Below are 24,964 nucleotides of genomic sequence, written 5' to 3' on the forward strand. Positions count from 1 at the left end.
ATGACTATGTAGTCACAAGAGCTAATTACCCAAAAGTGTGAAACCAAAGGTTATACATTTCTGTCCATTAAAGGTCATTCCTGAAAAGATGTACATCATATCCAAAAAATGGCATTAAATGCGCAAGTATGTGGAATCATGGGGTTCGTATATCGAACCTAAAAGCATTTATATCGCCGTATTTCAATCATTAGAGGTGCTCGAGTATGACAAAACCCCCGAATCCCGCGGATGAGGAGAGGAGAAAAAAACTGTTTGAAATCGCCGATGAACTCAGGGAGCGGACGAAAAAGCAGACCCCCGAGGAAGGTTTTAGGGTCGTGATAACGGGCAAGGGTGGAGTCGGAAAAACCACGATGACGGCTATCCTCGCAAGGCTCCTGGCCAGGGACGGCTACCGCGTTCTGGCCGTTGATGAGGACCCCCAGATGAACCTCGCACACGCCCTCGGCGTTCCAAAGGAAGTGCGCGATAAGATAGTTCCCCTGAACAGAAACCTAGATTACATAGAGGAAAAAACGGGAGCGAGGCCGGGCACCAACTGGGGTCTGTACTTCTCACTCACCCCCGACGTCAGGGACGTCGTTGACCGCTTCGGTGTCGTCGGACCGGATGGCGTCATGCTCCTCGTCATGGGGAGCGTGGTTCAGGCCGCGGCCGGCTGTCTCTGCCCCGAAAATGCTCTCCTCGATGCCGTCATCAAGTACATCAACCTCAGGAAGGGCGAGATAATTCTGATGGACACGCAGGCCGGGCTGGAGCACTTTGGAAGGGCCCTCGCCAGGGGCTTCAAGCAGGCGGTTATACTCACGGAGCCAACCTACAACTCCGTTCAGGTGGCGGTTGATGCAGCGAAACTGGCGAGGCAGCTGGGCATAGAACATGTCCACCTGGTAATCAACAAAGTGAAGAAGGAAGGCCACGTGGAAAAGGTCGAGAGAATCCTGAACGAGCTCGGCTTCAACGACTTCACGACGAAGACGGTAATCCCCTACGACGAGATGGTCGAGGAGTACGACCCGGAGATAGAGGCAATACTAGCCAATCCCGAGTCGCCAACCTATATAAAAGCCCTAGAGCTGAAGAATATCCTCCTGAAGTACGCGGAGTAGTCAAAACGCTGCGCTCTCGGTTTCTTTCAACTTTCATCCCACGACCTAGATACCCACATATGTGTAACACTGTCAAAGTTTGGGACAAAACTTTTAAGCTCCTTAGGTCAACCCAAACCGGAGGTGAATTAGATGACCATCAAAGCTCCCACACTCAACATAGGCGGACTGGGCGCTGATCCCCTCACCCAGAGGATAAACGAGAAGCAGGAGAAGTGGACGTACAAGATAGCCGTCCTGAGCGGTAAGGGCGGCGTTGGAAAGAGCACCGTGGCGGTTAACATCGCCGCCGCACTTGCAAAGAAGGGCTACTTCGTCGGAATACTCGACGCGGACATACACGGACCGAACGTCGCCAAGATGCTCGGCGTCGACAGGGCCGAGGTTCTGGCCGAGAAGATGGAAGACGGCAGGTTTGAGATGATACCTCCGATGAACGACTTCCTTGGCCAGACAACCCCGATCAAGGTCATGAGCATGGGCTTCCTCGTTCCGGACGACCAGCCGATAATCTGGCGCGGGGCCCTGGTCACGAAGGCAATCAAGCAGCTCCTCGGCGACGTCAAGTGGGGTTCGCTGGACTTCATGATAGTTGACTTCCCGCCCGGAACCGGCGACGAGATACTGACCGTCACCCAGACCCTCAAGCTCGATGCGGCGGTCATAGTGACCACCCCACAGGAGGTCGCTTTGCTCGACACGGGCAAGGCCGTCAACATGATGAAGAAGATGGAGGTGCCCTACGTCGCGGTCGTCGAGAACATGAGCTACCTCATCTGCCCGCACTGCGGCAACGAGATAGACATCTTCGGTAAGGGTGGCGGAAAGAAGCTCGCCGAGAAGGAGGGGGTTGACTTCCTCGGGGAGATTCCGATAGACCTCAAGGCCAGAGAGGCCAGCGACGCGGGCATACCGATAGTCCTCTACGAGGACACCGTTGCGGCCAAGGCCTTCATGAAGATAGTTGACAAGCTCGTGGAGAAGCTTGAAGCGATGAAGGGCGAGAAGGAAGCCCCGGATGAATCCAAGGAGGAGTAATCTCCCAACGAATCCTTTCCTTCTTTATCGACTTCCGCTGCATTAACTTTTTAACCACTTCTGGGTATCTCACTGGGAGGGATACGATGAAACGGGCCCTCGTTCTGGTAACTCTAATCATCCTAACCGCCCTTCCACTGGTCTCCGCGGAGAGGTTAAGTTACTATCCTAGCCAGGATGCGTTTCAGGCGTTTCTAAACTCAAGCTCGTCCTACACGGTCGTGGCAGGTAACGATGAGTGGGCCAGGGGATGGGCGTACTACGTGGACGAGAGGCTCTACACGATAAAGCCCCACGGCAACGAAACGCTCGTTCTGGTGGGAAACGTCTACAACAACCCCGCGATGGCTGACGTCTGGAACCTCACGGGGCTTCCCGCCGACGCTTCCCTTCTCCCCTCCGTCGTCGTCCTCAACGGCACCGTTCTCATAACCGGCTCCGAGGACAACATCTACATGACCGAGAGGGCCTTCGAAGGGCTTTGGAATCCCCCTCGGAGCTCGATGGTGGCTTTTCTAGTACTCCTGTCCGCTCTCATCCTGGCGTTCCTGCTCGCCCTGAGGCGCGACGACAGCCACGCGGGCAGCTTCTACATCCTAACCGCGTCACTCTTCATCCTCTGGTACCTGACCGCCCAAAGGCCCGTCCTGACGGAGGGATTCCTGCGCTACCTCCTCCAGGCGGTAACATTCGCCGTGGGCGGTTCTCCCGAGTCACCCCTCAGCATGATAATGGGGTCCGTCTTCAGGTTCGTGCCACCGATCGAGGAGAACATAATCTTCGTCCACTGGATTCTTATCCTGCTAATAGCATCATTCTCCTTCTACCTGGCACCCAAGAGGGCTCGTGAACTCGGCTTCATGATATTCGGGCTTACGTTCGTTGCCCCCATGTTCAGGGAAAACCTGTACCACATCAACGGCAGCGCCCTCGGACTGGCGGGCCTCGCGATAACCCTCGCCATCGTGAGCAACGTGATGTTCTCCCCCGAGAAGTGGAAAGCCCTGCTCCAGACCCTCGTCCTCTCGGCGTTCACACTGCTCACGATAGCCATAAACCCGTACCTGGTCTTCATACCAATAGCATTTGTCATCACGTTCCCGAAGAGGCACCTAAGAAACTACGCATACCTGCTGATAACCGGCGCCGGGATTCTCATCATGTACCTCCAGTTCGGGGTTCCCGTTGGCCTTCCAAAGGGAATGGACCCGCACGGATGGGGGTACCTGGAGAGGTTCCTGTTCAACAGCGCCCTAGCCCTGGTGGCGATGGCATACGCGATGGCCGCGGGAGAAAGGGGAATAAAGATGAAGGGTCAGACGGCGTTTCTGCTCCTGATGACGATTCTGTACCTTCCGGCGTCGTTGTTCGTGCCCTCGCTGTTTCCATACTGCTTCGTCCTTATCTCGGCCCTGACCGTGAGGCTGGTGCATGGACTCACTCCCGGAACTTGACGGCCCCTATGAGGGTCCCCCTGAGGTGCGGACCTATTTCCTTGATGATTCCAGGTGCCTGGGTCCCCTTCTTGAGTATCAGGAGGGTCTCCATGAGGCCCAGCTCCTCTATGCGCTTCACGTCCCTTCCGTGGCCCGTTTTGATGAGGGCTTTTTCAACGTTCTCGCTCACGGTGCCGGCTATGAAGAGCTTGTCGTAGCCGTCGCTTATCCAGCCCTCTATGCGCTTCAGCTGGGCATCGCTGAAGGCCAGCTCCACCTCCCTGGCACCGAACTCCACCTCGGTCACGGTTACCTCGATGGGCAGGTTGTCCACCCAGCCGAAGTCCCTTATCATCTGCCTGACGGGCATTTCACCGAAGGTCTCTTTGAGGTAGTACAGGGGAAGCAGCGCGTCCTTGGGCCTCGGCGTGAAGATTCCAATGTCCACGTAGGCCCCGTAGCCGACCTTACCGAGGTCCACAAAGCGACCGCGGTAGGTCTCTCCCTCTTTAACCGCGCTCAGCTTGTAGGGGACCTCGCCGAACTCCTCACGGACGAGATTCGCGCTTATCTCCTCATCCTCCCCGTTCAGGGAAACCTTAATCCAGTTCTTCTTGACCGCCGAAAGTTTCCATTCGACTTCTAAATCTCCAAGGAGGGCCTTCAACTTCTTGTCGAGCTTAAGAAAACCACTCCTATCCCCGTAAACCTTCTCAAGAATAACTACTTCCTGCATACTCACCATCCCCGAAGTTCATTACCAACCGTTCAAACACACATCACTTCTTTTTCCTGGGCTTCTTCCTGAGGCCGAGCTCTATCTCGAGCTCTTCGATGCGCCTCTTGAGCTCCTCGACGACGGCGGTGTTGTCGTACTGCATGAGCATCTGGCCGCATATCGGGCACTGGAACTCGTACTCCATGGCCTCATCGAAGGTCAGCTTTGGATGACCCGGAGTGCCGCAGTGGTAGTAAATCTCGCTGGTCTCTTCCTCCAGCATCTCCCTGAGCTTCTTGAGTTCCGCCATCTTCTTGGCCCGGATTATCTCCGGGAGGCGCTTGGTCTCAAGGCGCCAGTAGTAGTAATACCAGCCGGTTTCTTTATCCCTTATGCGCTTGAACTCAGCCAGTCCCTGGTCGTAGAGCATGTAGAGGACCTTTCTGACGGTGTTGACTCTAATGCCCGTTATCTCGGCGAGCTCCTCGTCGGTGGATTCCTTCTTCTTTTCGAGAGCCTTGATTACCTCAACGGCCTCCTCACCGCCCATGTCCAGTGCAAGCTCAAGGAGCTCCTTGTTTTTTCTCCTCGCCACCATAACAACCTCCAGAGAATATTTAAACACGCTGAATTTTAGCGCATAAATACTGTCCAATAACAAACTATGTGAGCTGGAGTATATATAGGTTTTTGTCATATTTCCAACGCCAGTGAACAGAAAAGAACGTTGGATGGGCTAATCGGTGAAGTACTCGTTAAGCAATTCCTTCGCGGAGGGCTTGTAGAGCTCCATAACCTCTATGTCCTCAATAACGTTACCCTCCCTGAGCTTGAGCTTGACCTTGCCCCCGTAAACCTGAAGGTCGTCCAACATGCCGTAGATGGCATCCTCCGCCTCGAGGGGAGTTTTAAACTTCATTATATACTCCCCGTCCTGAGTGATGAGCTTGACCCAGTACTCGTTCTTCCTCTTGAAGGGACGGGTGATCTTCGGCTTGAAGTTGTCGATTATGATTTCCAAGTGCTCCACCTCCAGCCCAAAGACTTTTTGGTCTCTCTAAGGCTTTTAGGGTGCGGATTTTTAAGGGTTTCCTAGGGACCCTTTGAATAAAATGATATCGACCATTATTTAAACGTTATGAGACAAGATTTTTATTGAAGCTCACAAACTCGATAGGGGCTGTGGTATGTGGACGATAGAAGCCGAGGAGCTTAGAAAAAGTTATCCAAAGAAGATTCCCCTTCCTTTCAGAAAGGTAGAATGGGTGGAGGCCGTAAAGGGCGTCAGCTTCAAAGTTAAGAAGGGAGAGCTCTTCGGACTCCTCGGGCCCAACGGTGCAGGAAAAACCACCACGATAAAGATGTTGACGACCCTTCTAGAGCCCAGCGGGGGGACTGCAAGAGTTCTGGGGCTGGACATACGGAGAGACGCCAGGGAGATCAGGAGAAGGATAAACCTTGTGGCGGAAGGCGAGAGAACTCTCTACTGGCGTCTTTCCGCCTATGAAAACCTCAAGTACTTCGCCAGAATATACTACGTCCCCAAAAGAGAGGAAAAGGAAAGAATAGAAACTCTCCTCAAGCTCGTAGGTCTCTGGGAGAGAAGGAATGACCTGGTGATGAACTTTTCCCGCGGTATGAAGCAGCGCCTGGCCATAGCCAAGGCACTCATAAACGACCCAGAGGTTCTCTTTCTGGACGAGCCCACCCTGGGCCTCGACGTACAGAGCGCGATATTCGTAAGGGAGTTCGTGAAGAGGCTCGTGAAGGAGGAAGGCAAGACGGTTCTTCTAACGACCCACTACATGGCCGAGGCAGAGGAGCTGTGCGACAGGATAGCGATCATCGACCACGGGAGGATAATAGCCATGGACACACCTGAGGGCCTGAAGAGGCTCGTTAAGGACGAAGAGACCGTCGAAATCAGGGTAAGGGAGTTAAAATCCCAGAGCCTCGGGGAGAGTCCCTTCAGTATGGCGGTGATCGAGGACGATACCTCGACCGGGACCGTGAGGCTCAGGGCCCAGGTTGACGAGGAAGATCTCCCCAGGCTCGTGGAATGGCTTGTAAAACGGGGTGCTAAGGTGCTGTCGGTCGAGAAAATGGAGCCGACCCTTGAGGACGTCTTCATCAAGCTCACCGGAAGGGGGCTGAGGGATTGATACTAGCCGTTGTAGAGAAGGAATTCCGGATGTTCTTCCGCTACCCTCTGAGGGTCATAAGCTCGATCTTCGTGGGGATAGTCTTCCTACTCCAGTTCGTCTACTTCGGACAGGCCGTTCTGGGAGGCAGATACTCGACCCTCCTTGAGGCCTCCACGGGAATGGGAGACTATCCCACCTACGCCCTCATAGGTTACGTCCTCTGGTGGGTCTCGGTTTCGCCGATGGAGGCGTATGTTTGGGGTGTCAGGAGAGAACTCCAGAGGGGAACCTTTGAAACCAATGTCCTATCCCCAGCGAGGCTCATCGGCCTGCTCTTCGGGCTCTCGCTGAGCTGGCTCCTCATGGATTCCACCCTTATGGTGGTCGTCTTTGTCATGGGCGTGATAATCTTCAAAATCCCTATAACCGCGATCATCGTTCTGAAGTCTCTGCCAGCCATAGCAGCGTCGCTTCTGGCGTTTTTGGGCTTCGGCTTTGTTTTTGCCGGCCTCGTTATGCTTCTGAAGAACATCGGGCCATTTGCCCAGATATTCGAGTTCGCAATGCTGTTCCTGTCCGGCGTCTTCTTCCCCCTCACCGTCATGCCAGCGCCCATTCAGGCGCTCTCCAATCTTCTCCCGCTAACCCATTCAGCACGGATCGTCAGGGCACTATTTACAGGCGAAGGATACTCCGCCGTCGGAGATTCCATGGCATGGCTGCTACTTCTGATACCGGCCTACTGGGCCATCGGCTATCTGCTCTTCCGGTGGGCAGAGAGAACGACGAGGGTGATTGGATATGGTGGCTACTGAGCTCAGAGCCCTCTGGGGAGTGGCCGTTAAAAGCTGGCGCATCTTCTTAAGCTACAAGCTCTGGTTCATCAGCGATATAGCCCTCGGCTTCTTTTTCGTTGGGCAGGCACTGCTCATAGGGATAGGCCTCACCGGGGAGCGGAACTCCGAAGCCCTTCGTGAGCTGACCGGCTACTCCGACTACGTAACCTTTGCCGTCCTCGGCTTCATGGTTCTGGGGTTCGGCATGACGTTTCTCAGCGGTTTCGTCTGGAGTGTTGTCGACGAGCTCTACGCCGGAACCCTTGAGTATTCGTTCGCCGCCCCGATGAGAAGGATAACCTTCTTCCTCGGCAACGTCCTCACGAGACTCCTCCTCTCATTCGCGTATATGGCAGTCTACATTCCCCTGTTCGTACTCCTGTTCGGACTGAACTTCAACATCGTAGCATTCTCACGGGCCATCCCAGTGCTCCTGGTAGGGGCCGTTGGGATGGTGGGGATGGGAATGACAGCTGCGGGAATAGTGCTCTATCTGAGGGACCCAGGCCCATTCATAAGCGTACTGGAGATGCTGATGTTCGCATTGAGCGGTGCGATGTACCCCATCTCGATACTTCCCGCTGGCCTGCAGTTCCTGGCCAGAATGCTCCCCTACGCACCCACAACTGAGGCCGTGAGAAGCGTCGTTGCCTACGGTTACGAGGCGGCGGCAGGGGAGATAGCGTATCTTTCGGTTCTCTCGATAGCATATGGCCTCCTCGGCTACCTGACGTATAAATGGAGTGAAAAACAGGCAAGAACTGTCGGTCTCAAGGCCTACTGAAAGGCAGGTGAAGACCGAGTTCCTTTGCAATCCTCTTGACCTCCCCCAGGGAAATCACTGCGCTCCTCGCCCCGACCTTCTGAACGGTGAGATACGCCAGCAGCATGCCGAGCCTGGCGGCTTCCTCAAGCGTCCAGCCATTGAGAACGCCGTATATAACCCCTGCGTCGAAAGCATCCCCAGCTCCGGTCGAGTCAACGACCTCTGCACTCAGCCCACGAACCTCGCGGACGTTTCCGTTCTCATCCCTCACAAGGGCACCGCCGCCGTTGAGGGTGACCACGAGGTTCCTGGCGCTTGAGAGCGAGAGGTCCAGCGAACCGAACTTCCTCCGGTATTCATCCTCGTTCATCATGAGATAATCCACCCTCGCCTCCACATCCCTCGGGAGCTCGGCCTCGCCTATGTCCAAGGAAACCGTTATCCCCCTTTCGCTGGCGAAGTTCACGACCTCAACTATCGTCTCCGGCGGATTTGAGGAGAGGTGCACGTGCCTCGCCCCCGAGAGGTAATCGAAGTCTATCTCCTTCATGCGGTTGGCACCGGGGTACTTCACTATCCTCTTGTCCTCCCCGTGTATTATGGCAACGGCAACCCCTGAGGGCGCGTCCACCGTTCTGATGCCCCCCGTATCAACGCCCAGCCTTCTAAAGTACGAGATGTGAGCCTCCCCAATCTCGTCCCTTCCAACGGCCCCTATATAGCCGGTTCTCAGCCCAAACGTGGCCAGCCAGCTTATGGTGTTGGCGGCGGCACCACCCAGACCGAAGAACGCGTTTTCGGCGTTAACCTTCTCGTGGAAATCGGGAAAACGCTCTACGAGCAGTATGATATCGTAGTTGAGGTTGCCCACACCCACAACGTCGAACCTTGCCATAACCCTCACCTCTGAATGGAGAGATGGGCCGGGCATTGTTAATAAACTTGCGGGGGAATCCGGGGAAAGATTTAAATATCCATTCCTACCCATATATGAGTAAGAGGTGGACAAAAATGATGCTCATACTGGAGGTGTACTTCAAGAACTATCCCGCCAGGAGGAAGGTGGCAGAGTTCCTCTTTGAGAACGGTCTCAGCGTGAAGAACGGGAAGATATACCTCAGAAACGTGGAAGTTCCGATAAGCGAGCTCGCGAGGGTAATCGGGGTCAATAGGAAGATAGTGTACCACACGATAGAATACATCGAGAAGACGTATCCCCTCAAGCTCATCTTCGAGAGGCTCAACCCCCTTCCGAGCCTCATAGACGTCGCACCCCTGATGGGATGGGAGGTTCTGGAGATAGAACTGGAGAAAGAAGGTTACCTCCGCGGTTTCTCAGAGGTCCTCGGTCTGCTCTCGGAGAACGGCGTTCCGGTCATGGAGGTCTTCAGCAGAAACCTCCGCGAGGAGCCCACGAAGCTATACATAGTCATAGACGGCACTCTTCCAGTTGAAGTCTTCATGAGGGTCAAGGAGATGGAGGGGTTCAGAAAGCTAATCCTCCACACCCCGGAAAAGGACAAGGAAAAGTACGTCTGCAACTACTGCGAGGTCAAATACTGCCCGAAAAGGATCCTAATCGAGAGGCTAGAGGCTACCCCGTGACCCTGAACCCTTCAAGCCCCTCCGGTTCTTCCCATTTTACGTCAACCCTCGTGACCCTCGCTAGGAGCGGGCCCTGGTGAGCCCAGCCGATCAGTGCCTCAACCCTCTCCGGGTCACCCTCTATGACGGCCTCGACGGTTCCGTCGGGCAAATTCCTCACCCAGCCGCTAACGCCGAGCTTTCTCGCTTCCCTCTGCATGCTCCACCTGAATCCAACCCCCTGAACGCGCCCGTAGATTTTAAGGTGAGCCCTTACCCTCCTCATACACCATCCCCTCGATGATACTCCCACAACCGATTTAAGCTTATCCGTCGAGCCTAATCCGGTGGGGAAGATGGAGATGATACTGGTCTACACGACCTTCCCCGACTGGGATAGCGCGGAGAGAATAGTGAAGACCCTCCTAGAGAGGAAGCTCATCGCCTGTGCCAACCTCAGGGAGCACAAAGCGCTCTACTGGTGGGAGGGGAAGATCGAGGAAGAGGCGGAAGTCGGCGCCATACTCAAGACGGAGGTCGAGAAGTGGAAGGAACTGCGGGAGGCCATCAAGGAGATGCACCCGTACGAGGCCCCCATGATTGCCAGGATAGAGGTGGACAAGGTCAACGGGGAGTACCTGGAGTGGCTTGAGAAGGTGCTGTCATGATAAGGAAGGTCAAGCCGCAGATCCGCGTCGTTGGATTCGACGACGGAACCTTCTCTTTCTCCTCCAAACTCGAACAGGAGAAGACGATTCTGATAGGCGTGGTCATGAAGGGCTCCCAGGAGGTTGTTGGCGTTCTCTCGCGCTGGATAACCGTCGACGGAAACGACGCCACCGATGCGATGATAGACGCCGTCAACTCCTCCAGATTCAAAGACCTGCGCGTGATAATGCTGAAGGGAATAACCTACGCCGGCTTCAACGTCGTTGACCTCGAAAGGCTCCACTCCGAGACGGGCCTGCCCGTCGTTGTCGTGGTGAGGAAGAGGCCAGACCTGGGGGCAATGGAGGCCGCGCTGAGAAAGCACTTCACCGATGCCGAGGGGAGGATAGGCCTTCTGAGGAAAGCCCCATCCCTGGTGGAGCTCGTCCCGGAGAGGCTCTACGTCCAAGCGGTGGGCCTCGAAGCCGATACAGCCGCGGAGATAGTCCGGGTGACGACCAAAACGGGCCTGATTCCGGAGCCCCTGAGGCTGGCACACATGATAGCCAGCGCCGTGATGAGGGGAGAGAGCACGCGGGAGTAGGTTTATAAGAGGCTCCAGGAAAGAAAGAAACGGCCGATGATGGCAACAGGGTAGCTACCGAATCTTGATGTGGAAGCCGTTCCAGTCTGAGGCTAATCACACGGTACCAGCAGCACCGGGACTTTTGAGTCCCTCATGACCCTCTCCGCGGTGCTACCGAGGAGCAGGTCCTTCAGGAAGTTTCTGCCCTTCTTACCGATGACTATGAGCGTGGCGTTCTTTGCCAGTGCGGTTCCTATTATCGCCTGACTGGCGGAACCCACGAGGACCTCAAACTCAAACTCCGCCCTCACGCCCTTGGCGGATTTCCGCAGGTTGAGCTTCGCCACCTCTATGTTGTGCTCAAGCTCGTCCATCTTGCCGTAGTCCACGGAGTGGACGAGGATTCCCTTCTCTATGAGCTCCTCGAACTCCCTCACGGTCTTGATTATCTTTATCGAGCACTTCGAGAAGTCCAGCGTGACCAGAGGGCGCTTGAATATCGTCGAGCAGTCCACCGAGGGCTCGAAACCGTCATCCTTCTTCTGGTACTTCAGAAGGAGAACCGGCCGCCTAGTGGCCCTGGCGAGGTTGGAGGCGGTGCTGCCCATGAACATAGTCCTCCAGATGTTCTCGCCGACGCTTGGGATGACGACGAGGTCTATGTCCATCTCCTCCGCCACCTCGGCTATCTCAATCGAGGGGATGCCTATCCTGACTATCGCGTTCACGGTTACACCGTCAGTTTTGAGCTCCTCGGCGAGCTTCTCAAGCTTCTCGCGGTAGATATCCTCGAGCTCGAAAGCCTCGAACTCGGCGATGGTTATGTCAACGACGTGAATGAGGTGGAGCTCCCTAACCCCCATGGAGACGAGTTCGGGAATGCATGTGCGAAGGGCGTGCAGGGAAACGTCCGAAAAGTCGGTCGGATACAAAACTTTCTCAAACATCTTGGACACCTCGGTATTAATTTGGATGTTGATGCTTATTATCGTTGCTCTAGACGTGCTTGTATTTCATGCGGGTCGTGAACAGCTTCGGACTGGAGACAGCCGGAAGTATCAGGGTTTTCTGGATTATATCCCTCCCCTGGAGAAACTCGTCTATCGTCTTTTTGAGCTCCTTGAAGTCCTTGTCGAAGAACTTGATTACCACATTGTACTCTCCTATGTACTCGTCTATTTCAAAGACCTTCCTGTGAGATATCGCCTCCTCCATGAAGCTTGCGACTTTTTCCTTTGGTGCGTCTTCCTTGAATTTGACAATCACATCGGCCGACGCCAGACCGAACTCCTCAAAGATAAACAATGCCATTATCCGTATGTAGCCCCTTTCCTGAAGGCTTATCCTGTGCCTTCTGGCGGTCGGGACTGAAACGCCCGTTATTCTCGCGAGTTCAGTGTCGGGAAGTCTGCCGTTCTCCCTCAACGCCAGGAAAATCTTAACGTCAAGGTCGCTCAGCTCGCCCTTGCTCATCTCCCTCCAGAACTTGATGTCCTCGGGGTCCCATGAATAGGATTTTTTCTTTTTGTTCACCATAACGTGTCACCTAAATAAAGAATTTGGGAAAAATAGACTTAAGTTTTTTGATCCCTGATAATTCTTGCAAGCTCCCGCGACAGTTCATCCGTCAGCCTCACGAATTCCTCCTGGTCGTACATCAGGACGTCGATGGCCTCCTCAACGAGCCCTCTGAGCCTGAGCACCTCCCCGCTGGCCTTGCCCTCATCCTCCATAATCTCTATCAGCCTCGAAGCTGCGTCGAGCAACCTCAACGGCCCGTAGAGCTTTGGCTCGTCTACGCATCCCCTCGCGCTCGTTATCAAAAACGCCAGGAGCTGAAAGTGCTTGTCACTCAAAAGGCCGTCCGTACTCCTCAACGTGCACTACCTCCCTCAATGGTTTTCTCCTCGGCGGCTTCGGCCAGACCTTCGGATAGCCGAAGATAAGGATAAGGACCGGCTCCACGTGCTCGGGTATGTTCAGGAGTTCCCTGAGGGCGGCTTTGTTGAAGGAAAGCACCGGACAGGAGCCTATGCCCAGTGAGTATGCCATCAGCATCATGTTCTGGGCCGCCATAGAGACGTCCATGAGGGCGCTTTCCGCCCCGAGCTTCCCGCCCCTTTCGGCCAGTTTGCGGTTTACGCAGAGCACCACAAGGGCCGCAGGATTTCCAAACAGGCCGGGAGAGAGTAGTTTCACCTTCTCAACGTTGTCCCTCTCCATGACAACGACGAACTCCCACGGCTGAACGTTGCTCCCGCTCGGAGCCCATATCCCGGCCTCAAGGATTTTTCTCATGTCCTCCAAGGGGATATCCCTCTCCTGGAATCTCCTGACGGCCCTTCTGCCCTTTATCGCTTCCATTACCTCCAATTTGGCTCACCCTCACTCCTTGAGGAGACGCTTCTCCAGCCTCTTCAGCTCGGGATGAACGTACTCCCCGTCCTTTATGATGTACCTCCCATCGCCTCTGACGGTCGGGGCCAGGCATATGCCGTCGGTGTGGCTCTTCGCGGGACCGAACTTGCCCTTAAAGCTCTCGGCCTGATTGCCGAGGCCCCACTCCACAGCCCCCCAGACGCGCTCGTCCTCCAGGATGTTTCCGGTGAGCTTTGCACCGGGGTTGCAGCCGTAGGAGATGTGGGCTATGTTGAACATGTTTGGGTCGTTGAAGCCCCGGAGCCATCTCTCGAAGAACCTGGCCTCCCAGCCACCGTCTATCCCCACGACCTTTCCTTCCTCGACCTCAAGGACTATCGGCTCCTTCAGTATTCCGAGCTCCTGCGGGGGCCACACGGAGCCATCGAAGACTATGGTTCCGTTTATGGTCTCCTCCACCGGTGCCCAGTCCACCTGCCCAAAGAGCATGTAGTCGCCGGGCCCGTTAACGTCCCCCTCCATGAACACGGGCCTCTCCGGGTCATTTTCGAATTCAACGTCCATACCCGCGGGGCTGGTTATCTCCATCTTCCTGCTCTCTCTGGTCAGCTTTGCCAGAACCCTTTGGAATTCAAGGAGAACCGGGACGTTTATCCTTCCGATGTTCCGCACCATCATATCGCCCGTCATTCCAACGAGACAGATGTAGCGCACACTCCCCTCGGCCATAACCCTGTCCCAGGGGGTCGAGTAGAGGAGCCAGCTTTTGTTGAACTCTATCCAGACGTCCGCGTTCTTCAGAGCGGCCTCAAGGGGACCCATCGGCAGGTACGGATCGGCGGCCTTTCCGACGTGGGGCGGCATTGGATACCACAGGACGAGGGGCTTCGCCCCTACGAGCTTCGCCGCCTTGGCGGTTGCCTCCACAACGTTCCAATCGCTCCCGGTGTCGGCGGTTATAACAACGGTCTCTCCGGGCTGAACCTTCATAATGTCCCTAACCAGCGTGTAGGCCCCTTCCTGCACCTCTATCGAAAGCTCATTCACCCTCCATCCCCCCAAGCTCCACTATATCCTCAACAATCTTAACAGCAGAGGCGACTGGGTCAAGGATGGGGACGTCGAAGAACGGCTGAACCTTCTCCGCGAATCCGGCCAGCCCGGTGCAACCAAGGAGAACAACATCGGCGCCGTCCGATATGGCCAGGGATATTTCCTCCCTGAGCAGGCGCACAGTTCGGTCCTCGTCGGCTGTTATTTCCGGAACCGAGATGTCTATTCCCCTTATGCTCGTTACCCGCTTCTCCATCCTGTACTTCAGTACCAGCTCCTCGAAGAGGGGCACCGCGGTCTTTGAAACCGTCACTATTCCAGTTTTCCTTCCAAGGACCGAGGCCAGGGCAAGGGAAGCCTGGCAGGGACCGACTGTCGGGGTGGGAATCAGGGAGCGGATAACATCGACCGCCGGGTCGAGGCAGCAGTTGACGATTATCCCGTCGTACCCCCCATGAAGCTCTAGGGCCTTCCGAACTATGAGCGGGAGAACCTCGGTTTCGGCGGCCCTGTTCTCTATTGACCTGGGTCCGTTTTCCAGGCTCACAACGTCTATGTGCGTGTCCTTCGATGCGAACGTTTCGTAGATTCTCCTGTCGGATTCGTTCCATTCATCCGTTCCAACGGGATTTATGACGAGTATTCTCATGGAGACACCTCAAAAAATGAATTCAGCGAAGACGCTCCTCTATCGGAACGTACTCCCTCTCAAGCCCCAGATACTTCGGCCCGAATATCTCCAGACCCTTTGGTGTTCTCCACAGCTCGGGAGCGGGGAAGCCAACGACGACGTACTCCTTCCCCTCCTCCACGTGGGGGTTCGTCACGGGGTGGCCGTCCGGGGTAAGCACTGATATGAGGTCGGGTATCGTGACGTCAACCTCCCCGTTCCTCCAGGAGATTAGGTTCTCGTTCTTGTACCAGACCCTGTAAATCTCCCCCTCGAACTCACCCGTTCCCTCAAGTTCGAATTCCCCGACGGTGAATCCCGATTCCTCCTGCCATTCTGCATTCGTGGCGACGCCCTCGAACAGCAGGAAGCCGTTCCCCGCTTTGAGCAATGCCCTTATCGGGTCCCCCCCGTTTTCCCTGGCGGTTCTCAGCGCCCTGCCCATGTTCAGAGCGTGGCTTATGGCGTCCTTCACAACCGCGTTCCTGAGTTCCCTCCCCCTGACCGGGTGCGACGTGACACCAACGTTGGTTTTTATCGAAGACGCTATGGCCCTGACGAGCTTTTCGGCCTGGAAGTCATCCTTGACGCGGCCCACCACTATCTCGTCACCGTAGGGTGTAACAACGGCAAACGGGGCCATCTCAACACCGACGATGTAATACGTGGTATGCTGTAGCTCCGGAACCGACCTTCCTGCAGGGTCACCGTCGACTATCGGCCTCCCCAGTCTGGCCGCCGTCGCCAGTGCCGCCGCCGTGTTAGCCCCACCGAGTTCGGTCGAGATGACGGCGGCGAATTCCTCCCCCATGAAATCCTCCAAAACCCGATAGGAACGAACGGCCTCGCCCTCCTCGTAGAAGGATTCGACCTTTTCGCCGGCAAGGGAGCCGACGAAATACGGCATCGGCACCACGCCATCGTCGGGAATCTCCTCCAAACTTGCCAAGCGGAACTCCCGCCCGGCGTCAAGCTCCTTCTTTACCATCTCCCAGCCTTCTGCGAGGTCGCCGCCCCCACCGGTACCAAGGACGGTGCAACCCTCCAAGAGGTCCCTTAAATCCTGCTCGTGCAACACCCTCATACTTCCACCTCCAGTCATTTTCCTGAGAACAATCCCCGTTTCCCGTGACGTATGAACGGATACAGAGAGCGCGCGGTTCCGTAAGTCGTCAGCAGGGGTTCAAGAACCGGCACTCCGAACCTTTCCCAAACCTCCTTCCTCAATCTATCGGCGATGCTGACAAACCCAGTACAGCCGAGAACCACCACGTCGGCTCCATCCTCAACCGCCTTTTCGCAGGCACTCAGAGCCTCCCTGTAGAGACCCTTCTCGTTTTTCAGTATGCCCTCTAGGGGAAGCGCCACCCCTCTGACCGAGACGAGCTTATCGAGCAAACCGTACTCCCTGGCCTGAATCCGCGTCCAAGATGCCACGTTCTGGCCGGGCCCAACCACAGAGAACTCACCCAGCATGGCGGCGATGTGAAGGGTCGTTTCTCCGGCCCCGAAAACCGGAACGTTGAGGTTCTCCCTCAGCTCAAAGAGGCACGGATCGGCGAAGCAGTCCACAACGACCGCCGACGCATCCCTAAACTCGTCCAAGTGCCTCAAGATCGAAGCACACGCCAGCGTCTTCTGGGTGAAGTTCCCTATCTCCTCCGGCCCGTCTTCCAGTGCTACTATCCTGAAGCGATCCCCCGGGTAATGACTGGAAAGATACGTCTCCGTCTCCCGGCGGAAACCGCCCCCCTCATCCCGTATCGGCTCAAGAATCACTATCATCATAGATCACCCGCAAAATGGCATCTTACGAAGTGGCCGTTTTCCACCTCAACCATCTCCGGCTCCTCCCGTTTGCAGACATCCTTTGTGTAGGGACACCTCGTGTGGAACCTGCACCCGCTTGGGGGGTTTATGGGGCTGGGAATTTCCCCGATTACCGTCTCCTTCTCGATGTTCCGGGCCTTTGGATCCGGCACAGGTATGGAACTCAGCAGCATTCTCGTGTAGGGGTGCATCGGATTGTCGAAAACCTGCTCGATGGTACCGACCTCAACGAGCTTTCCGAGGTACATGACGCCGACGCGGCTGGCGAGGTACCTCACCACGCCGAGGTCGTGGGAGATAAAGAGATACGTGAGTCCCCTTTCCTTCTGGAGTCTTTCCAAGAGGTTGAGAACCTGGGCCTGGACTGAGACATCCAGCGCGGAGGTAGGCTCATCCAGAACTATGAACTCGGGGTTCAGGGCGAGGGCCCTCGCTATGGCAACGCGCTGGCACTGACCGCCGCTTATCTCATCCGGGTACTTCCTCGCATGCTCTTCACTGAGTCCGACGGACTCAAGGAGGCCGATTACCGTGTCTTCAATGTCCTCATGCCCGTATTCCCTCAGGGGTTCCGCGATGATGTCAAATATGGTTAACCTTGGATTGAGGGAGGAGTACGGGTCCTGGTATATTATCTGCATCTTGGGCCGCAGCTCCCGGAGCTCCTCCCGCGAGAGGGCCGTTACCTCAACGTCGTTGAAGTACACCTTCCCATCGGTGGGTTCGTAGAGCCGCAGGATGGTTCTTCCAGTGGTGGACTTCCCACTCCCGCTCTCACCCACCAGTCCAAACGTCTCACCGTCGTGTATTTCAAAGGAAACTCCATCGACGGCCTTCAGCCACGTTGTTTTCTTTCTGATGAAGCCCTGGGTTATCGGGAAGTACTTCTTGAGGTTCTCAACCCTCAACATCCGCTTCACCTCCGTAGAGATGGCAGGCCACGAAGTGTCCGGGAGAGCGCTCAATGAGCTCAGGCTTTACCCTGCTGCAGACGTCCTTCGCGTAATCACACCTCGGATGGAATCTGCATCCGCTAGGCGGGTTCAAAAGGCTAGGAACACTGCCCCTGAGAGGTTTGAGGGGCTTCTTTGTCCTCGGATCCGGAACGACGGATAGCAGTCCCTGGGTGTACGGATGGAGGGGATTCTCAAAGAGCTCCTCCGTTGGAGCTATCTCCACTATGTTGCCCGCGTACATCACCCCAACACGGTCGCAGACTTCGGCAACGACGCCCAGGTCGTGGGTGATGAGGAGAACCGAGAAACTGTACCTGTCCCTGAGGTCGAGTATCAGCTTGAGTATCTGCTTCTGAATCGTGACGTCCAGGGCTGTTGTGGGTTCATCCGCTATCAGAAGGGACGGGTTCGAGGAGAGGGCCATGGCTATCATTATCCTCTGCCTCATGCCGCCGCTGAGCTCGTGCGGGTACGAGTTGAGTATCCTCTCCGGGTCGGAGAGTCCAACGGACTTTATGAGGTTCCTGGCGTGTTCCAGAGCCTCCTCCTTGCTCAAACCCTCGTGGAGTGTTATTATGTCAACCATCTGGTCTCCAATCTTGAAAAGGGGGTTCAGGGAGGTCATGGGGTCCTGGAATATTATTGAAATCTCCTTGCCCCGGAGCTTTCTCATCTCCTCCTCCGACTTCTCCAGCAGGTTCTCTCCCTTGAAGATGATTTGCCCGGAAATCTGGGCGTTCGATGGGAGCAGACGGAGCACGCTTAGGGCGGTTACACTCTTCCCGCAGCCGGTTTCACCGACTAGGCCGAATATCTCGCCATCATTTATCTCGAAGCTGACGCCGTTGAGAACCTTTGCAACGCCCCACATGGTTCTGAAGTTGATGTAGAGGTCGCGTATTTCGAGTACCTTGCTCATAGCAACCTCCTCCTCAGCCTGGGGTCAATTACCTCCCTCACGGCGTCCCCGAGCAGGTTGAACGCCATGACGGTGATGAATATCGCCAGTCCCGGGAAGACGGGATACCACCAGTAGTTCAGGAAGTAATCCTTCCCCTCGCTGACCATCAGACCCCAATCCGGCGTGGGCGGCTGGACGCCGAGTCCAAGAAAGCTCAGGGCCGCGGCCTCAAGGATGGCGGAACCCATATCCATGGTGGCCTGCACTATTATCGGGGACAGCGAGTTCGGAAGAACGTGGCGCAGCATAATCTTCCAGTCAGAAATTCCCATCGCCTTCGAGGCCTCAACATAGGGCCGCTCCTTCACGGAGATCGCCATCCCCCTGGCGAGTCTCGTGTACCACGGCCACCAGCTTATGGCGAGGGCAACGATGGCATTCGTCATTCCCCTACCGAGGCTCGTTGCTATGAGCAGGGCCAGAAGCAGGGGCGGGAAGGCAAGGAAGATGTCGGTTACCCTCATGATCACGAGGTCGGTCTTGCCGCTGAAGTAGCCTGCCATCAGGCCCAAGGGCACGCCTATGAGAAGTGCCAGCGCAACCACAGAGAAGCCCATCAGCAGGGACGTTCTCGCACCGTATATCACCCTGCTGAGGATGTCCCTTCCCATGTGGTCAGTTCCAAAGAGGTGCGTTCTGCTCGGCGGCTGCAGCCTCTCCTGCAGGTTGGGCTCCCCGAGGGCCTGGTCGGGGTACGGCGCGAGTACGGGGGCAAGGATCGCCATGAGTATCAAGCCGGCTATTATCGCCAGACCTATCAGGGAAAGTTTGTTCCTCAGAAGGATTTTAACTGTCTCTTCTTTCCTCATTTTCCTCCCTCACAGCCTTATCCTAGGGTCAAGTTTGACCTGAATGAGGTCAACTATCAGGTTGATGAACACGTAGGCCGTGGCGGTGATTATCGTGACACCGAGAACCGCTGGGTAGTCCATGCTCAGGATTGCATAGGCCGCGTACCTACCGAGACCCGGCCAGTTGAATATCAGCTCGACCAGGAAGGCCCCAACGAGGGTGTAGGCAAACGAGAGGCCCACTGTTATCAGCGCCGGGGCTATGGCGTTCTTCAGGGCGTACTTGAAGTATATCTTCTTGGGGGGAAGGCCATAGGCCCACGCGGTGCGGATGTAGTTCTCGTTCAGGACTTCTATCATCATGGAGCGTACCTGCCTCGTTATCAGGCCTATAGGATACATGGCCAGGGTCAAGGCGGGCAGTATCAGGTGCTTGAGTGCATCGACGAAGACTGGAATGTTTCCGGTCAGCAGGGAGTCGAGGAGGTAGAACCCGGTTATCACGTGAAGTGGGTGCTCCAGCATGACAACGGTGTCGACCCTGCCAGCCAGCGGGAGTATTCCCAGATGCTTGAAGAATATAAGCTGGAGTACAATTCCAAACCAGAAAGCGGGCAGTGAAACGCCGCTTATTGCGAGGACCCTACCGAAATTGTCAACCCATGAATCCTTTTTGACTGCGGAATAAACGCCCAGAGGAATGGCGATAACTATCGCTATGAACTCCGCAGCCAGTATAAGCTCAAAGGTGGCAGTAAATGCGGATTTTAAATCCGCTGCAACCGGGTTGTGGGTTCTTATTGAGATCCCAAGGTCGCCGTGAAGAAGGGACCACAGGTAGTACGCAAACTGCTTGACCACGGGGTCGTTGAGATGAAGCTGCTCCCTCGCCTTTTCAATGGCCTCAGGGGTTGGATGGGCACCGACCCACAGGGCCGCGGGATCTGAAGGGATTACCCTCGATACAAAAAACACAACGGTTACGACACCAATAATGACAAACACTGCCAGCACAAGTCTGTATACAATGTACTCTCTGAACTTCATGGCCCATCCCCTCATCCATCGAATGGATAAAAGAAAAAGAAATCACGCCTTGTGCAGGTCATAGAAGAAAACCACCTGCGGGTAACCTGGGTTGTCTTTGAAGCCGGTGATACTCTTGTGGTAGACGTAAACGTCGTCCGGGTTGTAGAAGAATATCGCCGGAGCGTCTTCCATCAGGATTTCTTCAGCCTTCCTGTAGAGCTGAGCTGCTTTGTCCGGATCGATTCCCTCCAGTGTGACCGCCTCGTCAATGGCCTTGTCGAACTCGTCGTTGCAGTAGTAGCAGAGGTTAAAGTTGATTTCCGGCTCGCAGTGGAACATGTTGAAGAGGAAGTCGTATGGCGTGGGGTATGTTGGCCACCAGTACATCATGAGAATATCCTGGGCATTGGAGGGGTCGCTCTTCGCGAGGGCCCACTGCTGCTCCCAGTTCATGGGCCTTATCTCAACGTCAACCCCGAGCTTCTTCCATTCGGCCTTTATTATCTCGGCGACCTTGGCCTCGGCCTCGTCGCCCTGGGTGTACGTCAGCAGGAGCTTAAAACCACCATTCGGGTACCCAGCCTGGGCCAGCAACTGCTTCGCCTTATCGGGGTCGTAAGTGTATGTAGACAAGTCCTCAAAGTAACCCAGCATCCCCTTTGGAATCGGGCCTTTGGCGACCTCACCGTAGCCGTGAAGGACGTAGTCAACTATGTCCTTATAGGGAACGGCATAGCTGAGAGCCTGCCTTACAAGTTTGTTGTTCAAAGGCTCCTTCTTGGTGTTGAAGAAGGCGTAGAGTTCCTGATACGATGCAGTCTGGTCAACTTTAACGTTTGGGTTCTCCTGGAGCTTCGGAAGGTCATCGAGCGGCAGATCCCTCGTTATCTGGATTTCCCCACTCGTAACCATCTGCTCCCTCAGGGAGGCATCCGGAACTATTTTTATCACCGCGATATCGAACTGGTCACCGCTCCAGCCGCCCCAGTAGTCGTCGAACTTCTTGAGAACTATCTCGGTCTTTGGATCGTACTTGTCCTTCACTATAATGTACGGGCCGGTTCCAGCGTCCTGGCCCTGGTTGAGCCAGTCGGCTATTGCGTTATCGTCCCCGATTGTCGAGAGGTACTTACTGTCCATTATGTAGGCACCGTAGGCCGAGGATGCTATCAGAGGAAGGTTGGCCGGATACTTCAGGTAGAATTTTATGGTGTAGTCATCCACAACTTCCATCTTGTCAATGGGGTCCCATATGAACGCCGGCCCCAGACCCATTCTGAGGGTTCTCTCAATGGACCATTTAACGTCCTCCGCGGTCATCGTGTTGCCTGTGTGAAATTTAACCCCCTTCCTCAGGTGGAAGGTCCAGACGGTTCCGTTTTCATTGCTCTCCCATGAAGTCGCAAGCCACGGCTCCAGCCCGTTGGGGGTGTACTTAACGAGACATTCGTAAACGTTCGCAAGAACCACTATGGAATTGGAAAATTCTGTGCTCGGGTCGAGGGTTATCATCTCGCTCCCGTATCCATAGATTACGACGTTTGTTGTTTTCTCCGGCGTGGAGGTCTCACCGGAAGCTGTGCTTGTAGAAGTACTCTCCTGCCCACTCAGGCATCCGCTGGCCACCACTCCCATAACGGTGATGACCAACATAAACAGGGCAAGTTCCTTTTTCACAATACCACCCCTAGATTATGTTAATGATTTTATCACATCAGTTTTAGTGGTTTTATATTATTTAACTGTGCCTGTTCAAAATCTTCACATTCTTGCGACCAATTTTGTCAAACATGTGGTTAACAATATTAACGGACATTGATGTTACGATTTTGTCACTGACGTTTTTGGATGTTCTTCAGCATCCCACTCAGTTTACACAAAAGGATTATATGCTAAAGAGGGGATTTCGTGAGTGGTGATTGCTATGGTCAAGAGGGTTCACATATTCGACTGGCACAAGGAAAACGCGAAGAAGGTTGAGGAGTTCGCCGGCTGGGAGATGCCCATCTGGTACTCAAGCATAAAGGAGGAGCACCTGGCGGTTAGAAACGGCGTTGGAATCTTCGACGTCTCCCACATGGGAGAGTTCATCTTCCGCGGTAAGGACGCCCTCGAGTTCCTCCAGTACGTCACGACCAACGACATCTCAAAGCCCCCCGCAATAAGCGGAACCTACACCCTCGTCCTCAACGAGCGCGGAGCTGTTAAGGACGAGACCCTCGTATTCAACATGGGAAACGATACCTACATGATGGTCTGCGACAGCGATGCATTCGAGAAGCTCGAGGCCTGGTTCAACGCGATAAAGCGCGGAATCGAGAAGTTCGGTAACCTCGACCTCGAGATAGAAAACAAGACCTACGACATGGTCATGTTCTCAATCCAGGGCCCGAAGGCAAGGGACCTCGCAAGGGACCTCTTCGGCATCGACATCAACGATCTCTGGTGGTTCCAGGCGAAGGAGGTCGAGCTCGACGGAATCAAGATGCTCCTCTCGAGGAGCGGCTACACCGGCGAGAACGGCTGGGAGGTGTACTTCGAGGACGCCAACCCGTACCACCCGGACGAGAGCAAGCGCGGAGAGCCGGAGAAGGCCCTCCACGTCTGGGAGAGAATCCTCGAGGCCGGTGAGAAGTACGGCATAAAGCCGGCTGGATTGGGAGCCCGGGACACCCTCAGGCTTGAGGCCGGCTACACCCTCTACGGCAACGAGACCAAGGAGCTCCAGCTCCTCAGCACGGACATCGACGAGGTTACTCCCCTCCAGGCCAACCTCGACTTCGCGCTCTTCTGGGACAAGGAGTTCATAGGCAAGGAGGCACTCCTCAAGCAGAGGGAGCGCGGCCTCGGCAGGAAGATGGTGCACTTCAAGATGATCGACAGGGGCATCCCGAGGGAGGGCTACAAGGTTTACGCGAACAGTGAGCTCATCGGCGAGGTCACCAGCGGGACCCTCTCACCTCTGCTTGGAATCGGCATAGGAATAGCCTTCGTTAAAACGGAGTACGCCAAGCCAGGCGTTGAGTTGGAGATAGAGATAAGGGGTAAGCCCAAGAAGGCCGTGACCGTTGCTCCGCCCTTCTACGACCCCAAGAAATACGGGGCCTTCAGGGAGGAGTGAGGTTTTTATTCCCTTTTCCCCATCTTTCCTCATGTCCCGCAAGCACGCGATCGGAGCCGTTCTCCTGTGGGCAACAGTTGCGAGCGCCTTCAAGCTCTCACTGCGCTACATGAGCCCGCTCCAGCTCCTGTTCTACGCGTCTCTAACCTCGCTCATACTCTTCGGCCTCCTCTACGCGAGGGAATTCTCCCCCCGGAGGGAAAACCTCCGCTCGGCATATCTCGGCCTGATAAATCCGCTCCTCTACTACACCGTGCTCTTCTCGGCCTATGATCGCCTGCCCGCCCAGGAGGCGCAGGCGCTCAACTACACATGGCCCCTGGCCCTGGTTCTCCTCTCGATTCCCCTCCTGGGAAGGAGGCCCGGGGCGAGGACGGTGTTCGGCCTGTTCCTCGGCTTTTTCGGGGCCATCGTTGTCGCGACGAAAGGAGACGTTACGGGACTGAGCTTCACCGATCCACTCGGCGTTGCCCTCGGCCTGGGGAGTGCGCTCATCTGGGCGAGCTACTGGCTTCTCAATCTGCGCGACGAGAGGCCCCTCGTCGAAAAGATGTTCTGGAACTTCCTCTTCGGCTTCGCCTACGTCTCCATCGTTGTGGTCGCGATGGATAGGTCCGCCATCCCCCCCGTGGAAGGCCTGGCCGGCGCGGTCTACGTCGGCCTGTTCGAGATGGGGATCACGTTCCTCCTCTGGTACCGGGCCGTTGAGGATGACATGGCATTCGCATCCAATCTGGCCTACCTGGTGCCGTTCCTCAGCCTGTTCTTCATCTCGGTCGTCGTCGGGGAGAGCATAGCCCCGGCAACGGTGATCGGGCTGGCGATGATAATGGGCGGCATCATCATCGGGAAGAGATAGCAAAACTTATAAACTCGGCTTGGGTAGGTTAAGCCGGATGGGGGCGTGGTGTAGCCTGGTCCATCATCGCGGGCTCCAGAGGTATGAAGACTTGCGGGTTTGCTGATTGGGGATGAGCCTTTGGAGCTCTGACCCGGAGAAACCCGCGGACCGGGGTTCAAATCCCCGCGCCCCCACCATTGAAACTTTGCTAAGCAAAGTTTCATCAAAGGTTGTAGCTCCTTCTAAAGTGTGAGTTTTGAGGATTTTCTGGTTGGAATCAGCTATCTTAAGTGAGAACCTCTTTGAGAGCCTATTGTGAGGGGTTTAATCTTAAAAAGACGCCCGAAGGGCGTCAAAAGGGAAGTAAACCCTTTTTGAAAGATTATTGTTGAGTGTTCTCTCTTGACGGAAATGCTCGGAATTCGAAACCTGCTCATTTTACTCCTTTGGTGATGAGCTACAAAC

29 protein-coding genes and 1 tRNA gene are annotated in these 24,964 nt (G+C 55.4%); 12 read left to right on the plus strand and 18 right to left on the minus strand.

Annotated features, from left to right (window positions below):
- The first annotated feature begins 206 nt into the window (after positions 1-206).
- From A3L10_RS07650 to A3L10_RS07660, 3 genes are all read left to right on the plus strand, one after another.
- A complete protein-coding gene (locus A3L10_RS07650) occupies positions 207-1,112 on the plus strand; it encodes an ATP-binding protein (protein ID WP_088867065.1) in 906 nt (301 codons plus the stop codon).
- 132 nt (positions 1,113-1,244) lie between these two features.
- Positions 1,245-2,150: an Mrp/NBP35 family ATP-binding protein gene (locus A3L10_RS07655; RefSeq protein WP_088180998.1), complete on the plus strand. Its 906-nt coding sequence runs from the start codon at positions 1,245-1,247 to the stop codon at positions 2,148-2,150.
- A gap of 86 nt (positions 2,151-2,236) precedes the next feature.
- Positions 2,237-3,604, plus strand: a complete 1,368-nt coding sequence (locus A3L10_RS07660; RefSeq protein WP_088867066.1) for a hypothetical protein — start codon at positions 2,237-2,239, stop codon at positions 3,602-3,604.
- Here A3L10_RS07660 and A3L10_RS07665 read toward each other — a convergent pair.
- From A3L10_RS07665 to A3L10_RS07675, 3 genes are all read right to left on the minus strand, one after another.
- Positions 3,588-4,322 (minus strand): DUF2110 family protein, encoded by a 735-nt coding sequence (locus A3L10_RS07665; protein ID WP_088180996.1) that lies wholly within the window; start codon positions 4,320-4,322, stop codon positions 3,588-3,590. The two genes, A3L10_RS07660 and A3L10_RS07665, sit on opposite strands and share 17 nt — an antisense overlap.
- A gap of 43 nt (positions 4,323-4,365) precedes the next feature.
- Positions 4,366-4,899, minus strand: a complete 534-nt coding sequence (gene tfe / locus A3L10_RS07670; RefSeq protein WP_088181562.1) for a transcription factor E — start codon at positions 4,897-4,899, stop codon at positions 4,366-4,368.
- A gap of 141 nt (positions 4,900-5,040) precedes the next feature.
- Positions 5,041-5,325, minus strand: a complete 285-nt coding sequence (locus tag A3L10_RS07675; protein WP_088180995.1) for a hypothetical protein — start codon at positions 5,323-5,325, stop codon at positions 5,041-5,043.
- Between the two features lie 166 nt (positions 5,326-5,491).
- On the opposite strand from A3L10_RS07675, the gene A3L10_RS07680 reads away from it, so the two are divergent.
- Genes A3L10_RS07680 through A3L10_RS07690 form a run of 3 tightly spaced genes read left to right on the plus strand, consistent with a single transcriptional unit; the run spans position 5,492 to position 8,068 of the window.
- The gene (locus tag A3L10_RS07680) at positions 5,492-6,466 is read left to right on the plus strand and encodes an ATP-binding cassette domain-containing protein (protein WP_088867067.1); all 975 of its coding nucleotides are present in this window, start codon (positions 5,492-5,494) and stop codon (positions 6,464-6,466) included.
- Positions 6,463-7,263: an ABC transporter permease gene (locus A3L10_RS07685; RefSeq protein WP_257789362.1), complete on the plus strand. Its 801-nt coding sequence runs from the start codon at positions 6,463-6,465 to the stop codon at positions 7,261-7,263. Before A3L10_RS07680 ends, A3L10_RS07685 begins: the two co-directional genes overlap by 4 nt.
- Positions 7,250-8,068 carry an ABC transporter permease gene (locus tag A3L10_RS07690; protein WP_088867068.1) on the plus strand — a complete coding sequence of 273 codons (819 nt, stop codon included), beginning with the start codon at positions 7,250-7,252 and terminating at the stop codon, positions 8,066-8,068. The genes A3L10_RS07685 and A3L10_RS07690 overlap by 14 nt, the downstream gene beginning before the upstream one ends.
- On the opposite strand, the gene A3L10_RS07695 is transcribed toward A3L10_RS07690, so the two are convergent.
- Entirely contained in the window at positions 8,055-8,945 is an 891-nt protein-coding gene (locus A3L10_RS07695; protein WP_088867069.1) for an ADP-dependent ribose-1-phosphate kinase, read from the minus strand. The two genes, A3L10_RS07690 and A3L10_RS07695, sit on opposite strands and share 14 nt — an antisense overlap.
- Before the next feature lie 116 nt (positions 8,946-9,061).
- On the opposite strand from A3L10_RS07695, the gene A3L10_RS07700 reads away from it, so the two are divergent.
- A complete protein-coding gene (locus tag A3L10_RS07700) occupies positions 9,062-9,655 on the plus strand; it encodes a regulator of amino acid metabolism, contains ACT domain protein (protein ID WP_088867070.1) in 594 nt (197 codons plus the stop codon).
- Here A3L10_RS07700 and A3L10_RS07705 read toward each other — a convergent pair.
- On the minus strand, positions 9,645-9,920 hold the full coding sequence (locus A3L10_RS07705; RefSeq protein ID WP_088867071.1) for an acylphosphatase: 276 nt from the start codon (positions 9,918-9,920) through the stop codon (positions 9,645-9,647). The two genes, A3L10_RS07700 and A3L10_RS07705, sit on opposite strands and share 11 nt — an antisense overlap.
- Positions 9,921-9,990: 70 nt before the next feature.
- Here A3L10_RS07705 and cutA point away from each other — a divergent pair, with 70 nt between their 5' ends.
- Together cutA and A3L10_RS07715 are read left to right on the plus strand one after the other, a co-directional pair.
- Positions 9,991-10,302 carry a divalent-cation tolerance protein CutA gene (gene cutA, locus A3L10_RS07710; RefSeq protein WP_088867072.1) on the plus strand — a complete coding sequence of 104 codons (312 nt, stop codon included), beginning with the start codon at positions 9,991-9,993 and terminating at the stop codon, positions 10,300-10,302.
- The gene (locus A3L10_RS07715) at positions 10,299-10,886 is read left to right on the plus strand and encodes an endonuclease dU (protein ID WP_088867073.1); all 588 of its coding nucleotides are present in this window, start codon (positions 10,299-10,301) and stop codon (positions 10,884-10,886) included. Before cutA ends, A3L10_RS07715 begins: the two co-directional genes overlap by 4 nt.
- Positions 10,887-10,978: 92 nt before the next feature.
- Here the strand turns inward: A3L10_RS07715 and A3L10_RS07720 are convergent, their stop codons facing one another.
- Genes A3L10_RS07720 through A3L10_RS07780 form a run of 13 tightly spaced genes read right to left on the minus strand, consistent with a single transcriptional unit; the run spans position 10,979 to position 22,214 of the window.
- A complete protein-coding gene (locus A3L10_RS07720) occupies positions 10,979-11,815 on the minus strand; it encodes a universal stress protein (protein ID WP_088867074.1) in 837 nt (278 codons plus the stop codon).
- 49 nt (positions 11,816-11,864) lie between these two features.
- Positions 11,865-12,404 (minus strand): Lrp/AsnC family transcriptional regulator, encoded by a 540-nt coding sequence (locus A3L10_RS07725; protein ID WP_088867075.1) that lies wholly within the window; start codon positions 12,402-12,404, stop codon positions 11,865-11,867.
- Positions 12,405-12,442: 38 nt separating this feature from the next.
- Positions 12,443-12,745, minus strand: a complete 303-nt coding sequence (locus tag A3L10_RS07730) for a DUF6092 family protein (protein ID WP_088867076.1) — start codon at positions 12,743-12,745, stop codon at positions 12,443-12,445.
- Positions 12,717-13,232 (minus strand): nitroreductase family protein, encoded by a 516-nt coding sequence (locus tag A3L10_RS07735; protein ID WP_232461029.1) that lies wholly within the window; start codon positions 13,230-13,232, stop codon positions 12,717-12,719. The genes A3L10_RS07730 and A3L10_RS07735 overlap by 29 nt, the downstream gene beginning before the upstream one ends.
- A 21-nt stretch (positions 13,233-13,253) precedes the next feature.
- Positions 13,254-14,294, minus strand: coding sequence for an aminopeptidase (locus A3L10_RS07740; RefSeq protein WP_232460963.1), 1,041 nt, complete (start codon positions 14,292-14,294; stop codon positions 13,254-13,256).
- On the minus strand, positions 14,287-14,949 hold the full coding sequence (locus A3L10_RS07745; RefSeq protein WP_088867078.1) for an aspartate/glutamate racemase family protein: 663 nt from the start codon (positions 14,947-14,949) through the stop codon (positions 14,287-14,289). Before A3L10_RS07745 ends, A3L10_RS07740 begins: the two co-directional genes overlap by 8 nt.
- A gap of 22 nt (positions 14,950-14,971) precedes the next feature.
- The gene (locus A3L10_RS07750; protein ID WP_088867079.1) at positions 14,972-16,054 is read right to left on the minus strand and encodes a DUF917 domain-containing protein; all 1,083 of its coding nucleotides are present in this window, start codon (positions 16,052-16,054) and stop codon (positions 14,972-14,974) included.
- Positions 16,055-16,068: 14 nt separating this feature from the next.
- Positions 16,069-16,755 (minus strand): aspartate/glutamate racemase family protein, encoded by a 687-nt coding sequence (locus tag A3L10_RS07755; RefSeq protein ID WP_088867080.1) that lies wholly within the window; start codon positions 16,753-16,755, stop codon positions 16,069-16,071.
- Positions 16,755-17,711 carry an ABC transporter ATP-binding protein gene (locus A3L10_RS07760; RefSeq protein ID WP_088867081.1) on the minus strand — a complete coding sequence of 319 codons (957 nt, stop codon included), beginning with the start codon at positions 17,709-17,711 and terminating at the stop codon, positions 16,755-16,757. Before A3L10_RS07760 ends, A3L10_RS07755 begins: the two co-directional genes overlap by 1 nt.
- Positions 17,698-18,675 (minus strand): ABC transporter ATP-binding protein, encoded by a 978-nt coding sequence (locus A3L10_RS07765; RefSeq protein WP_088867082.1) that lies wholly within the window; start codon positions 18,673-18,675, stop codon positions 17,698-17,700. Before A3L10_RS07765 ends, A3L10_RS07760 begins: the two co-directional genes overlap by 14 nt.
- Positions 18,672-19,526 (minus strand): nickel transporter permease, encoded by an 855-nt coding sequence (gene nikC, locus A3L10_RS07770; RefSeq protein ID WP_088867083.1) that lies wholly within the window; start codon positions 19,524-19,526, stop codon positions 18,672-18,674. The genes A3L10_RS07765 and nikC overlap by 4 nt, the downstream gene beginning before the upstream one ends.
- Positions 19,527-19,535: 9 nt before the next feature.
- Entirely contained in the window at positions 19,536-20,555 is a 1,020-nt protein-coding gene (locus A3L10_RS07775; protein ID WP_088867084.1) for an ABC transporter permease, read from the minus strand.
- Positions 20,556-20,597: 42 nt separating this feature from the next.
- Positions 20,598-22,214 (minus strand): ABC transporter substrate-binding protein, encoded by a 1,617-nt coding sequence (locus A3L10_RS07780; RefSeq protein WP_232460964.1) that lies wholly within the window; start codon positions 22,212-22,214, stop codon positions 20,598-20,600.
- Positions 22,215-22,461: 247 nt separating this feature from the next.
- On the opposite strand from A3L10_RS07780, the gene gcvT reads away from it, so the two are divergent.
- The 3 genes from gcvT to A3L10_RS07795 all read left to right on the plus strand — a co-directional run bounded on the left by gcvT (position 22,462) and on the right by A3L10_RS07795 (position 24,696).
- Positions 22,462-23,658, plus strand: coding sequence for a glycine cleavage system aminomethyltransferase GcvT (gene gcvT / locus A3L10_RS07785; RefSeq protein WP_088867085.1), 1,197 nt, complete (start codon positions 22,462-22,464; stop codon positions 23,656-23,658).
- Between the two features lie 31 nt (positions 23,659-23,689).
- Entirely contained in the window at positions 23,690-24,517 is an 828-nt protein-coding gene (locus A3L10_RS07790; RefSeq protein WP_088867086.1) for a DMT family transporter, read from the plus strand.
- 39 nt (positions 24,518-24,556) lie between these two features.
- Positions 24,557-24,696, plus strand: a tRNA-Trp gene (locus A3L10_RS07795).
- Positions 24,697-24,964: the final 268 nt, after the last annotated feature.

The sequence above is a fragment of the Thermococcus radiotolerans genome (assembly GCF_002214565.1).
GTDB classification, from domain to species: Archaea; Methanobacteriota_B; Thermococci; order Thermococcales; family Thermococcaceae; genus Thermococcus; species Thermococcus radiotolerans.

Coding starts and splice junctions, on each gene's coding strand:
- A3L10_RS07705 (WP_088867071.1), bottom strand. CDS start 9,920: ATGAGGAGGGTAAGGGCTCACCTTAAAATCTACGGGCGCGTTCAGGGG.
- A3L10_RS07720 (WP_088867074.1), bottom strand. CDS start 11,815: ATGTTTGAGAAAGTTTTGTATCCGACCGACTTTTCGGACGTTTCCCTG.
- A3L10_RS07735 (WP_232461029.1), bottom strand. CDS start 13,232: ATGGAAGCGATAAAGGGCAGAAGGGCCGTCAGGAGATTCCAGGAGAGG.
- A3L10_RS07655 (WP_088180998.1), top strand. CDS start 1,245: ATGACCATCAAAGCTCCCACACTCAACATAGGCGGACTGGGCGCTGAT.
- A3L10_RS07745 (WP_088867078.1), bottom strand. CDS start 14,949: ATGAGAATACTCGTCATAAATCCCGTTGGAACGGATGAATGGAACGAA.
- A3L10_RS07695 (WP_088867069.1), bottom strand. CDS start 8,945: ATGGCAAGGTTCGACGTTGTGGGTGTGGGCAACCTCAACTACGATATC.
- gcvT (WP_088867085.1), top strand. CDS start 22,462: ATGGTCAAGAGGGTTCACATATTCGACTGGCACAAGGAAAACGCGAAG.
- A3L10_RS07700 (WP_088867070.1), top strand. CDS start 9,062: ATGATGCTCATACTGGAGGTGTACTTCAAGAACTATCCCGCCAGGAGG.
- A3L10_RS07660 (WP_088867066.1), top strand. CDS start 2,237: ATGAAACGGGCCCTCGTTCTGGTAACTCTAATCATCCTAACCGCCCTT.
- A3L10_RS07650 (WP_088867065.1), top strand. CDS start 207: ATGACAAAACCCCCGAATCCCGCGGATGAGGAGAGGAGAAAAAAACTG.
- A3L10_RS07725 (WP_088867075.1), bottom strand. CDS start 12,404: ATGGTGAACAAAAAGAAAAAATCCTATTCATGGGACCCCGAGGACATC.
- A3L10_RS07680 (WP_088867067.1), top strand. CDS start 5,492: ATGTGGACGATAGAAGCCGAGGAGCTTAGAAAAAGTTATCCAAAGAAG.
- A3L10_RS07760 (WP_088867081.1), bottom strand. CDS start 17,711: ATGTTGAGGGTTGAGAACCTCAAGAAGTACTTCCCGATAACCCAGGGC.
- A3L10_RS07790 (WP_088867086.1), top strand. CDS start 23,690: ATGTCCCGCAAGCACGCGATCGGAGCCGTTCTCCTGTGGGCAACAGTT.
- A3L10_RS07750 (WP_088867079.1), bottom strand. CDS start 16,054: ATGAGGGTGTTGCACGAGCAGGATTTAAGGGACCTCTTGGAGGGTTGC.
- A3L10_RS07690 (WP_088867068.1), top strand. CDS start 7,250: ATGGTGGCTACTGAGCTCAGAGCCCTCTGGGGAGTGGCCGTTAAAAGC.
- A3L10_RS07715 (WP_088867073.1), top strand. CDS start 10,299: ATGATAAGGAAGGTCAAGCCGCAGATCCGCGTCGTTGGATTCGACGAC.
- cutA (WP_088867072.1), top strand. CDS start 9,991: ATGGAGATGATACTGGTCTACACGACCTTCCCCGACTGGGATAGCGCG.
- A3L10_RS07765 (WP_088867082.1), bottom strand. CDS start 18,675: ATGAGCAAGGTACTCGAAATACGCGACCTCTACATCAACTTCAGAACC.
- A3L10_RS07775 (WP_088867084.1), bottom strand. CDS start 20,555: ATGAAGTTCAGAGAGTACATTGTATACAGACTTGTGCTGGCAGTGTTT.
- A3L10_RS07665 (WP_088180996.1), bottom strand. CDS start 4,322: ATGCAGGAAGTAGTTATTCTTGAGAAGGTTTACGGGGATAGGAGTGGT.
- nikC (WP_088867083.1), bottom strand. CDS start 19,526: ATGAGGAAAGAAGAGACAGTTAAAATCCTTCTGAGGAACAAACTTTCC.
- A3L10_RS07755 (WP_088867080.1), bottom strand. CDS start 16,755: ATGATAGTGATTCTTGAGCCGATACGGGATGAGGGGGGCGGTTTCCGC.